This window comes from Kribbella sp. (genome assembly GCF_035655035.1).
Classification (GTDB): domain Bacteria; phylum Actinomycetota; class Actinomycetes; order Propionibacteriales; family Kribbellaceae; genus Kribbella.
Genome location: NZ_DASRVN010000279.1, coordinates 17,489 through 27,368, shown reverse-complemented (window position 1 = coordinate 27,368; position 9,880 = coordinate 17,489). Strand labels below are relative to the sequence as shown.

Below are 9,880 nucleotides of genomic sequence, written 5' to 3'. Positions count from 1 at the left end.
GCCGCCCGGGCCGCGATCAACGCGATCGCGAACCCGACCATGCCGGAGAAGGGCGAGCGCTACCTGGGCACGGTCGTGAAGACGACCAACTTCGGTGCGTTCATCAGCCTGCTGCCGGGCAAGGACGGCCTGCTGCACATCAGCAAGCTGCGTCCGCTGGCCGGTGGCAAGCGCGTCGAGGCCGTCGAGGACGTGCTCTCGGTCGGCCAGAAGCTGCAGGTCGAGATCGCCGAGATCGACGACCGTGGCAAGCTCTCGCTGATCCCGGTCATCGAGGGCTCGGACGACAAGAAGCCTGAGGCCGAAGCCGCAGAGTGACCCGTGCGATCACCAGCACGCTGCTGAGCCCGGAGGCGGGCGGTCCGGTCAAACGGACCGTCCTGCCCTCCGGGCTTCGTGTGCTGTCCCAGTCCGTCCCAGGCTTCCGATCGGTGACGTTCGGGCTCTGGGTCGGCGTCGGCTCCCGGGACGAACCGGAGCAGCTGGCCGGCGCCACACACTTCCTCGAACACCTGCTGTTCAAGGGCACCGAGCGTCGCGACGCGCTGGAGATCTCCGCCGCGATCGACGCGGTCGGCGGCGAGATGAACGCGTTCACCGGCAAGGAGTACACCTGCTACTACGCGCGGGTGCTGGACACCGACCTGCCGCTCGCGGTCGACGTCATCTGCGACATGATCACGTCCGCGACGCTCACCGGCACCGACGTCGAGAGTGAGCGGGACGTCATCGACGAAGAGATCGCGATGCACGCCGACGAGACGTCGGACCACATCCACGACCTGTTCGCCGAGCAACTGTGGGGCAAATCGCCGCTCGGACGGTCGATCACCGGTACGCCGGAATCGGTCGCCGGGCTGTCCCGTCAGCAGGTCGTCGGCTGGTACCGGCGCCGCTACAAGCCGTCGAACATCGTCGTCTCGGTGGCCGGCAACGTCGACCACGCGGACGTGGTCCGGCTGGTCCGCAAGGCGTTCGAGCGGCACTGGGTGACGGCGGAGGCCGAGCCGATCCCGGTCCGCCGCGGCACGGCCCGGCGGGTGCCGACGTACGGCGGCGTGCGGGTGCATCACCGCGACGTCGAGCAGGCGCACCTGGTGCTCGGGATGCCCGGGCTGGTCCGCAGCGACGACCGCCGGTACATCGCCGGCGTCCTGCACGGGATCGTCGGCGGCGGGATGTCGTCGCGGCTGTTCCAGGAGGTCCGGGAGAAGCGCGGGCTGGCGTACTCGGTGTTCACGTTCGGTTCGGCGTACGCCGACTCCGGCATGGTCGGCGTGTACGCGGGCTGCCTGCCGAAGAAGGCCCCGGAGGTGCTGGACGTGATCCGCGGCGAGCTCGAGGCGATTGCCCAGGGCAACATCACCCCGGACGAACTGCTCCGCGGCAAGGGCCAGATGCGCGGCTCGGTGGTGATGGGCCTGGAGGACACCGGCGCCAAGATGACCCGGATCGCGAAGGCCGAGCTCGTGTACGGCGAACTCCCGACCGTCGACGAGATCCTGCACCGGATCGACTCGGTCACCCTCGACGACGTCACGAACCTGGCCGCCGAGCTGTACGCCGGCGCCCCCGCCCTCACCGTCATGGGCCCCTTCGACGAGAACACCACCGCCTTCACGGTGTGACACCGGCCAGGTGTAACTTGGCCCAGAACACACGTCATCGTGATCTGCCACTGGATCCCTGGACGCACGGGCTGGGCCCGCTTGCTGGGATGGCACGCAATTTGCGGCCGACGTGAGCTGCCCCGGGTCCCCGGCTGCGGCTCCGGCCTGCGTGCGAAGGATTCCTCGTGCTCGACGCGTTTCGTGCTGTCCGTGACTCATTGACCGACGCTGTCCGCATCACCCCGGGACAGCTGACGACGTACTCGGTTCTCCAACTGGTGCTGGCGGTTCTGCCCGGTGTGCAGGTGGTGCTGATCCGCGAGCTGGTGGCGGGTGGTGATCGCTGGCGCGCGCTACTCGGGCTGACCGTCGTGGTCGGGGCGATGTATCCGCTGACCCAGGTGTCGAACTGCGTGGGGCAGCGGATGATGCTGCGTCTGCGGCTTGCGTTGCGGGTCGAGTTGGCGCAGGTGGCGGCCCGGCTCAGTCCTCGTCGGCTGGCGGCGCCTGAGGTGGTGCGGGACCTGGAGGCGAGCCAGGCGGCGACGCATCCGATGAGCGATGTGGCCGGGAAGCCCGTGCAGGTGCTCAGCGCGGCGGCGACGGCCGTCGTACTGTGCGTGGCGATCGCGTCGATCAACCTGCTGTCCGGGTTGCTGGTGCTTGCCGCGCTGGCGCCGACGGTGCTCGCGTTCACGTTGATCTCGCGGATGGAGGCGACCGGCTGGCCGCGGGTCGCGGAGTACGAACGGAAGGCGGCGTACGCGACCGAGCAGCTGATCCAGCAACGGCCCGGGACCGAGTTGGCGGTGCTCGGGTCCGGGTGGAAGGTGGCGGGACTGGTCGCGGACAGCCGGACCGCCGCGACCGGGGTGCTCGATCGGATGGTGCGTACGGCGATGTTGTACGAGTTGGGTGCCGCGTTCGTGACCGTGCTGCTGTTCGGCGGGGCACTGGTGGCGCTCGGTGGTTCGAGTGCTGGCGCGGTGGCCGCGGTCGCGGGGACGATCTCCGGGCTGAACGCGATCCGGCAATGCGGGTACGCGTTCGGCAGCATCGTGACGGCGGCTCCGCAGGCCGCGATCTACCGGCGGTTCGTGCGGAGTGTGCCGGCGGCGGGGCGGCGTACGGTACGGCGGCGGGTGGATTCTGTTGCCTTGGACAACGTTACGTACCGGTATCCGGGCGCTGACGGGTCGACGCTGCGCGACGTGTGCATCGAGGCGCGGCGGGGTGAGCTGGTGGCGCTGGTCGGGGTGAACGGGGCGGGGAAGTCGACCGTGATCAACCTGCTGGTCGGGAGTCTGCGGCCGGACGGTGGACGGGTGCTGATCGACGGGGTGGACGCGGCCGGGTTGAGCGAGGAGGAGCGGTTGGCCCATTTCGGGCTGCTGGTGCAGGAGTTCGGGCGGTTCGAGTTCACGCTGCGGGAGGCGGTGGCGCTCGGGGCGCCGGAGGCGGTTGCGGATCAGGACGTCCGGGCGGCGTTGGGCGGTACGTTCGCCGCGGAGCTGCCGCTGGACACGCAGCTCGGGCAGCAGTGGGGCGGTACCGGGATCTCCGGTGGGCAGTGGCAGCGGCTGGCGCTCGCCCGGATCCGGTTGCGCGACGCCGGCGTCTGGATCCTCGACGAGCCGACATCCGCGATCGACGCGGAGGCGGAGCAGCAGATCTTCACCGAACTCCGCCGTACCAGCGCTGCCCGGATCACGATCGTGGTCTCGCACCGCGCGTGGACCCTGCGCGAGATGGATCGTATCTATGTGGTCGACGGGGGCAGGGTGGTCCAGCAAGGCACCTACCAGGACCTGATCACTCAGCCGGAGGGCCGGTTCGCCCGCTTGTTCGCAGCACAAAAGGAGTGAGCGCCCGCCATGATCGCTGGTAAGTTGGCGCATCCGCGCCGGACGCGCGCAGAAGGCGGGGGATATGCCGGCCACTCGATCCCAAACCGATGCCCCTCGAACGCCGTCGGCAGGCGCCGGCCCTGGGGTTGTGCGATTCGCGCAGGTTGCCTGGCGGGCGGGGCCTGGGCTGTTCGGGCTGACGGTGGTGAGTGTCGTGCTGTCGGCCGCTGCGCCGGTGGGTGCGGTGGTGGGGATCGGCCAGGTGGTTGCGGGGGTTGTGCGCGGTGAGTCGGGGCGGGCCGTGGTGTGGGCGGTGGTTGCGGGTGGGTGTTTGTTGTTGCAGTGGCTGGCGGGGGCGTTGCAGCGGGCTTCGGCTGTTGCGTTGGGGGAGCGGGTTGACGCGGAGTTGCAGCACGAGTTGATGGCTGCGGTGTCGGCGCCTGGGGGTGTGCGGCGGCTGGAGGATCCGGCGACGGCGCAGCTTGTGGAGGTCGGGCGGGACACCTTGCGGGCGGACTGGGCGCGGCCGGGGCGGCTGGCGGGAACTCTTGGCGGACTGGTCACCGGGCGGGTGGTGCTGGTTGCCTCGGGCGTCATTCTCGGTGGGTTCCACTGGTGGCTCGGCGCCGGTTTGCTGGTCGCCGGCGTGTGGGCGGCGTATGAGGACAAGGTCGCCTCGCGTTCCGAGGCCGGCCACCACTACGGGGCGACGGAGTCCGCCCGGCGGATGCGCTACTTCAACGACCTCGGCACCACACCACCCGCCGCGAAGGAGATCCGCCTGTTCGGGCTCCCGGAGTACGTCGTCGCGCGGCACGGCGAGACGTGGACGCAAACCATGCGACACGTTCTGCACCGCCCTGGCCGTCGCCCACTGCTGGCGACCGCGGTCCTCGGCGCCGTCGTCCTGAGCGGCATCGTCCTCGTGATCCGCGCCGCAACCACCGGCCACCTGTCCGCCGGCGCCACCGCGACGTACCTGCAGACGTACCTGATCGCCCTGGCCGGCATCCAGCAATCCTCCTGGACCGGCCTCCAAACCGAGCTGGCCCTAACCACCCTCCACCGCTACAACCAAGCCCTCCAAGCAATCACAACACCACACCCCACCCGCGGCACCACCGCGCCGGAGCGTGGCTCGCAGGCGGCGGGCGGGGTGCCTGTGCGGGCGATTGCGTTTCGTGGGGTGGGGTTTGCCTATCCGGGGAGTGATCGGGAGGTGCTACGGGATCTTGAGCTGGTGATCCCAGCAGGGGAGTCGCTGGCGATTGTGGGGGCGAATGGGGCTGGTAAGACCAGCTTGGTGAAGCTGTTGTGCGGGCTGTACGAACCGACTCGCGGAACGATCACCGTTGACGGCACCGACCTGCAGGACCTGGACATCGAGGGATGGCGCCGGCGGCTCGCTGTGGTTTTCCAGCAGCCGTTGCGGCTGCCGATGTCCGCGTACGACAACGTGCGCTTCGGCCGTGCCGAAGCCGCAGCGGAGGTGGCCGTCGAGCGAGCGGGGGCGGCGAGCATCGTCGAGGGGTTGCCGGACGGCTGGGACACGATCCTGTCCAGCGAGTTCGACGGCGGCGTCGAACTCTCCGGCGGCGAGTGGCAGCGGCTGGGTCTCGCACGGGCGCTGTACGCCGTCCAGCAAGGCGCCTCCGTACTCATCCTGGACGAACCCGCCGCCCACCTCGACGCCCGCTCGGAAGCCGAGCTCTACCGCCGCTTCCTCGAGTTGACAACAGGATTGTCGACAATCCTCATCTCGCACCGCTTCTCCACCGTCCGCCAGGCGTCGTCGATCGTCGTCCTCGACGAGGGCCGCGTGATCGAGCAGGGCTCCCACGACGAACTGCTCGACCTCGACGGCAGCTACGCCAGCATGTTCCGCCTGCAGGCCGCACGATTCGGGGAGCCGGCATGAAGTCGTGGACGAACACCGCCCGGCTGCTGATCGGCCTCGGCTGGGAGATCGGCCCCGGCCTGTTCCTGCTCTACACCCTCGTCACGATGTCGAGCTTCGTCAGCCCACTGCTGTTCGCGCTCGCGGTAAGGCCCTTGGTCGACGGCGTGGTGTCCGGCGACCAGGCAGAGATCGTTGCCGGTGGCATCGGAGTCGCGATCGCGCTGACCCTCGTGCTGGTGGCTCCGATCGGCTACCGCTGGGCGACGATCCGGATGCGCGAGCGGGCCGGCTTCGTCTCCGAGCGGCGGGTACTGCGACTGGCCGCAGGCGCCCCGCGGATAGAGCACTTCGAGCGGCCCGAGTTCCTCGACCGTCTGCAGTCCCTGCGCCGCGACGCCCCCGAACTCGGCGACAGCGTCACGCTTCCGTTCGTCTCCCCGCTGGTCGTCGCGCAACTGGCGATCAGCACCGTCCTGCTCGCGAACCTCGCGCCCGTACTCGCGCTACTGCCCCTCGTCGCACTTCCGGCGCTCTGGCTGAGCCGCCGCGCGGAGCAGCTCCGTCGCCGGGCCGAGCTTGCGGCGGCCCCGCGCCGACGGCTCGCCCAGCAGCTGTTCATGGTCTCGGTCGCCCCGCCGTCGGCGCAGGAGATCCACGTCGCGTCGCTCGGCGGCGAACTCCTCCGCGAGCACCGCCGCGCGACCGAGGACGCGAACCGGATCGCCCACACCGCACTCTTCCGGTCGGTACTGATCGGTGCCGCCGGCTGGTCGGTGTTCCCGATCGCGTACGTCGGCGCGCTGCTGCTCGTCCTCCGCGAAGCCACCGCCGGACGGGTGACCGCCGGTGACGTGGCACTGGCGATCGCACTAGCCGGCGCCGTGGTCAGCGCCGCGAACCGCATCCTCGACCTGGCAGGTTCCGTACTGCGCATCCGCACCGCCGCCGAGCACTACTACTGGCTCGCGGACCAGGCGCAGTACCAGCCCGGCACGAAGCCGATACCCGACCGGCTGACCCACGGCATCGAGCTGAAGAACGTGACCTTCGGCTACGGCAGCGACGACCGGCTCGCGCTGCCCGGGACCGACCTGTACCTCCCGGCGGGGCGGACGATCGCGATCGTCGGCGAGAACGGCGCGGGCAAGTCGACCCTGGTCAAGATCCTCACGGGCATGTACCGCCCGCGCTCCGGCGAGGTCCTCGTCGACGGCGTCGACCTCGCCGCGCTGGACCTCACGCAGTACCGGCAGAAGGTCAGCGCCGGCTTCCAGGACTTCGTCAGGTACCAGTTGACGGTCGGCGAGGCGGTCGCGGTCGGCGGCCTGTCGGAGCCGCCGAGCGCGGTCCGGGCCGCGCTCGGGAAGGCCGACGCGACGTTCGTCGACGAGCTGCCGGACGGCATCGAGACCCAGTTGGGTACGTCGTGGGCCGGCGGCGTGGAGCTGTCCGGCGGGCAGTGGCAGAAGCTCGCGATCGCCCGGGCGCTCGTCCGGCCGACACCGTTGCTGATGATCCTCGACGAACCGAGTGCGTCGCTGGACCCGCAGACGGAGGCGGCACTGTTCGACCGGCTCGCCGCCGAGGCCCGGGCCGGCCGTGCCGACGGACGGATCACGCTGCTGATCTCGCACCGGTTCTCGACCGTCCGGTCGGCGGACCTGATCGTCGTCCTCGAGAACGGCCGCGTGGCCGAGCAAGGCACCCACGAGGAGCTGATGAGCCGCCGCGGCACCTACGCGGAGCTCTACAACCTACAGGCCGCCGGCTACCGCTGACCGACAAGCTGCAGGTCTCTCCGCAGCACGACCGGCGTCAGCAGACCGGCGACAGCGAAGATGATTGCGATGAGCAACCAACCGGCGCCACCGAGCGGCAGGGCGACCGCGACCAGCAGCGTGGGTCCGATCAGGTCGCCGATCCCGCGGCCCATCGCGTGCGCGCCCTGGTACTGCCCGACGAGGCCGGGCGGCGCGACGGCATAACTCGTACCCCAACTGCTGGCCGACTCGAGGATCTCGCCGGTCACGTGTGCCAGCGCGGCGAGGACCAGCAGCGCGACGGTGACTGCGGTGGACGTCAACGAGGTGACGGAGAGCACCAGGCAGGCGAGGCAGAGCAGCAGCCCGGCCCGGCGCCCGGCGCGGGCAGCCCCACCGAGCGAGTCGGTCCCGCGGGTCAGCCGGATCTGGAAAAGGACCACGGCGCACGTGTTCACGATCAACAGCACCGACACCATCCAGTGCGGTACGTCGGTACGCGTCGCGATCCACAGCGGTACGGCGACCGTCAGCATCGAGTTGTGCATGTTCAGGACCCCGTTGAGCCCCATGAACAGCATGAACGGCCGGTCGCGCAGCACGGCCCATGACAGCGCCTCGCCGACCGCCGCGACCCGAGGAAGCCGGAAAACGAGCAAGCCGGTGACGAGCAGCAGCCCCGCAGTCGTGAGCAACGCGACGCGATAAGCGGTAGGCGAGCCGACCAGGAGCGCGAAACCGCCGAGACCAGCGCCGACCGCGACCCCGATGTTCGCCGCGACACGTACCGTCGCCCGCACCGCCAACCGCTCCGTCGCCGGTACGACGGCATGGATCACCGCACCCTGTGAGCTCCGGTAGCCGAGGTCCGCGATCGCCAGCGCGAGCAGGGCGACGACGTACGTCGGCACGCTCGACACGAACACCAGCCCGACGGTCGCGAGCGCCTGCAGGCCGAACATCGCCGCGTAGACCTCGCGTGCCCCGAGCCGGTCGGACAGCTGGCCGAGCCAGATGCTGCCCGCCACCGCGACGGCCGTGGTCGCGGTGAGCGCCAGGCCGACGGACCGCGGGGCCAGGCCGACGACCTGGGTCACGTAGAGCGCGGAGACGGAGGCTGCCAGACCGGATCCGATCCGGCTCACGAGGGAGATCAGCAGCAGTGTCGGATGTCTCACGTGCACCGACGCTACGACGATCTTGTCCCATGATCTTGGGCCATGCCACGGTTAGAATTCTGGGCCATGCCCGATCTGCATCTGGTCGTCGACCGCTCTCGCGGTGTCCGCGCCGGACTCGAACACGCGCTCCGGGAGGCGATCCGGACGCTTCCGCCGGGCACCCGCCTGCCGTCCAGCCGAGCCCTGGCAACGGAGCTCGCGGTCGCCCGCAACACTGTCGCCGAGGCGTACGGCCAGCTCGTCCAGGAGGGCTACCTGACCGGCGACCGCGGAGCCGGCACGCGTACCGCCGCAACCGCCCAGGTCCCGGACCGGCGGGCCGATAAAACCACCGAGCCGCCGATCCTGCACGACCTACGGCCCGGCCGACCGGACGTGTCCACCTTCCCGGTCGCCGCCTGGAGTTCGGCCTCCCGGCAGGTCCTCAACACCCGTCCGCACGAGGCCCTGCAGTACGACGACGCGCGCGGCCCGGCGTACGCCCGCGAGGTGCTGGCCGGGTACCTGCAGCGGGTCCGCGGTGTCCAGGCGACACCCGACCAGATCATCCTCTGCACCGGCGTCCGGCAGGCGACCGGCCTGTTCATCCGGACGATCGCCCGCCTCGGCCTGACGTCGTTCGGGTACGAACGCCCTGGTCAGGCGGCCGTTCCGGAGCAGGTACTGCGTGCCGGTCTGGACCTCCGGCCGATCCCGGTGGACGAGCACGGCGCGGTCGTCGGCGAGCTGGGTGACGCCGGGGGAGTGCTGCTGACCCCGGCCAGCCAGTTCCCGACGGGCGTCCCGCTCGCGCCGAACCGCCGTACCGAGGTGATCGCCTGGGCGCGGGCCCGGGACGCGGTGATCCTGGAGGACGACTACGACGGCGAGTTCCGGTACGACCGGCAGCCGATCGGCGCGTTGCAGGGGCTGGCGCCGGACGTGGTCGCGTACGCCGGGTCCGCGAGCAAGACGCTGGCGCCCGGGTTGCGGCTCGGCTGGCTGGTCGTCCCCGAACGGCTGGTCGGCGCGGTGATCGAGGAGAAGACCTGGAGCGACCGGCACAGCGACGCGCTCAGCCAGCTGACGCTCGCCACGCTGATCGCGAACGGCGCGTACGACCGGCACGTCCGGGCGTCCCGGCTGCGGTACCGGCATCGCCGCGACGACCTGATCCGTGCCCTTGGCAACGACTTCCGCACCGGCGCCGCGGCGGCCGGGCTGCAGGTCGTCGTCGGCCTGCCGGGTCAGGACGAGGACGCCGTACTGCGCACGCTCGCCGGGCAGGGGGTGGTCACGTTCGGACTGTCGCACTTCGGCACCGGCCTGCCGCCCGCGCTGGTGCTCGGGTACGGCGCGGCGCCACAGCACGCATGGGCCCGAACACTCAGCGCACTCGTCGGTGCACTGCGGAGTGCGCATTTGTGAGCATACTCCCAAACCGACCTGTCATCTGATGACTCACGGCGACTGATCTGATTAAGTGGCGCTAGCATCGCCGTCAAGCGGCTGGTCATCTGAGGTCTTGGCAAAGTAACGCTCACGTTACGTGCCGCCGCTTTGCGTCTGACAACGTTGACATGCGCAGTTTCGACCAGCCACC

General features: G+C 70.3%; 7 protein-coding genes. 6 read left to right on the top strand and 1 reads right to left on the bottom strand.

Going from position 1 to position 9,880, the window contains the following annotated elements; genetic code table 11:
- From VFF46_RS16125 to VFF46_RS16105, 5 genes are all read left to right on the top strand, one after another.
- On the top strand, positions 1-318 hold a 318-nt coding region (locus VFF46_RS16125; RefSeq protein ID WP_325037933.1), incomplete at its 5' end, for a S1 RNA-binding domain-containing protein.
- A complete protein-coding gene (locus VFF46_RS16120; protein ID WP_325037932.1) occupies positions 315-1,628 on the top strand; it encodes a pitrilysin family protein in 1,314 nt (437 codons plus the stop codon). The genes VFF46_RS16125 and VFF46_RS16120, both read left to right, overlap by 4 nt.
- A gap of 200 nt (positions 1,629-1,828) precedes the next feature.
- Entirely contained in the window at positions 1,829-3,475 is a 1,647-nt protein-coding gene (locus tag VFF46_RS16115; RefSeq protein ID WP_325037931.1) for an ABC transporter ATP-binding protein, read from the top strand.
- Between the two features lie 130 nt (positions 3,476-3,605).
- On the top strand, positions 3,606-5,375 hold the full coding sequence (locus VFF46_RS16110) for an ABC transporter ATP-binding protein (protein WP_325037930.1): 1,770 nt from the start codon (positions 3,606-3,608) through the stop codon (positions 5,373-5,375).
- The gene (locus VFF46_RS16105; protein WP_325037929.1) at positions 5,372-7,135 is read left to right on the top strand and encodes an ABC transporter ATP-binding protein; all 1,764 of its coding nucleotides are present in this window, start codon (positions 5,372-5,374) and stop codon (positions 7,133-7,135) included. The genes VFF46_RS16110 and VFF46_RS16105 overlap by 4 nt, the downstream gene beginning before the upstream one ends.
- Here VFF46_RS16105 and VFF46_RS16100 read toward each other — a convergent pair.
- On the bottom strand, positions 7,126-8,295 hold the full coding sequence (locus VFF46_RS16100) for an MFS transporter (protein WP_325037928.1): 1,170 nt from the start codon (positions 8,293-8,295) through the stop codon (positions 7,126-7,128). The genes VFF46_RS16105 and VFF46_RS16100 overlap by 10 nt on opposite strands.
- A 66-nt stretch (positions 8,296-8,361) precedes the next feature.
- Between VFF46_RS16100 and VFF46_RS16095 the strand changes: the two genes are divergently transcribed.
- Positions 8,362-9,705 (top strand): PLP-dependent aminotransferase family protein, encoded by a 1,344-nt coding sequence (locus VFF46_RS16095; protein ID WP_325037927.1) that lies wholly within the window; start codon positions 8,362-8,364, stop codon positions 9,703-9,705.
- The last annotated feature ends 175 nt before the right edge of the window (positions 9,706-9,880 follow it).